Here is a 1,359-nt window from a genome sequence, read left to right on the forward strand (position 1 = left end):
CAAAACAAACCAAATATCAGCAGAAAAGACCAGCTTCTCGAGATATATTCAATGGCGCGGTTAAGCTTCCAATCATATGCAAGGGCTTTGAGCATTCCCTTGCGACACATGTCTCTTTTTCTAAATTAAGATTTCCTTCTAAATTAAGATTTCCTCTTCGGAAGAAAGATTTTTCTTTCAAGATCTTTTTTAAAATCTGTTTTCCAAAACCTTTTTTCGACAACAAGCATTTTCCCAAGAAAGTATTTTTCTTAACAAAAAACTTGTACCTCAGAAGGAACCTTAAAAAAGGAACATGTCTGAATATATCTTCTCTTCACAATTTCAATAGAACAAGCAAAAGATCACTGGACCTTTTACTAAACCGTGTTCTTACAACATGATGATGACCTAAATGGTGGAGCCGGACGGGATCGAACCGACGACCCCCTGCTTGCAAAGCAGGTGCTCTCCCAGCTGAGCTACGGCCCCTAAATAATGCTCTTTCAAATCAACCTTAACCAGATTTATCAACTTGCATTCCCTGTATTATTTTGATTTGCATCATTTAAATTTATCTGTACCACGAAAGGGGTTTTAAAAGCCTCTTTTGAAAGCTTAATAGGATAAATTTAACAAATAATCTTTGGATGATAAAATAAAATCTTTAAAAATAAACAAAGATTGAAGCGTTTTTAATACGCTGAAGCTTCATACTCTTGGATAAGCAAAAAACGAGCATAAATTGGTGGGCCTGGGAGGACTTGAACCTCCGACCTCACGCTTATCAAGCGCGCGCTCTAACCAACTGAGCTACAAGCCCTCCGGGATAAACCGGAAAACCTTCCCCGGTATCATCTTAAGTCACTGGAAAAGCTTTTTAAGTAGCTTCCTTTTTAGTCATTTCCTTTTAAAGCCTCTTTTTAAAATCCATAAGTTTTAATAAATCCATGGTTTTTAGAAACCACGGTATCTTGAAACACATGTTTTTCTTTGAAAAACGTGGAGTGATTATGATGTGAGGCTTTATTTTAAGAGATCGCCAGAAGGCTTGGGATCATCATCTGAAGAAAGAGAAACGAAGACGGCACGTCTGCTTTTATATTGTCAACACATGAGCACTAAGCCCTCAAATATTTCTCTCAACAGAGGTAGGGGCCTCAAAGAGACGGGGGGGGATCCTCTTTAGTTACAAAGAGGGGTCTCTTTTTGTGAGAGGGACTCATTGAGAGTTAGCGTCATATGCACAGTTTAAACTGACTAAGTTTAAACCTTGTGTCTAATCAGATCAAAAAGGGAGGGATTTTAAAAAACCCTATTCTTGATCATCCTTAGAAAGGAGGTGATCCAGCCACAGGTTCCCCTACGGCTACCTTGTTA

Annotated in this window: 2 tRNA genes; both read right to left on the bottom strand. The window is 38.5% G+C overall.

The annotated features are described in order from the left end of the window. Positions 1-395 precede the first annotated feature (395 nt). Positions 396-471 (bottom strand) — tRNA-Ala (locus tag ACFINK_RS09290). A gap of 254 nt (positions 472-725) precedes the next feature. Further along, positions 726-802, bottom strand: a tRNA-Ile gene (locus ACFINK_RS09295). Between the last annotated feature and the right edge of the window lie 557 nt (positions 803-1,359).

This window comes from Bartonella sp. AA16NXGY (assembly GCF_042197325.1).
Lineage (GTDB): Bacteria > Pseudomonadota > Alphaproteobacteria > Rhizobiales > Rhizobiaceae > Bartonella.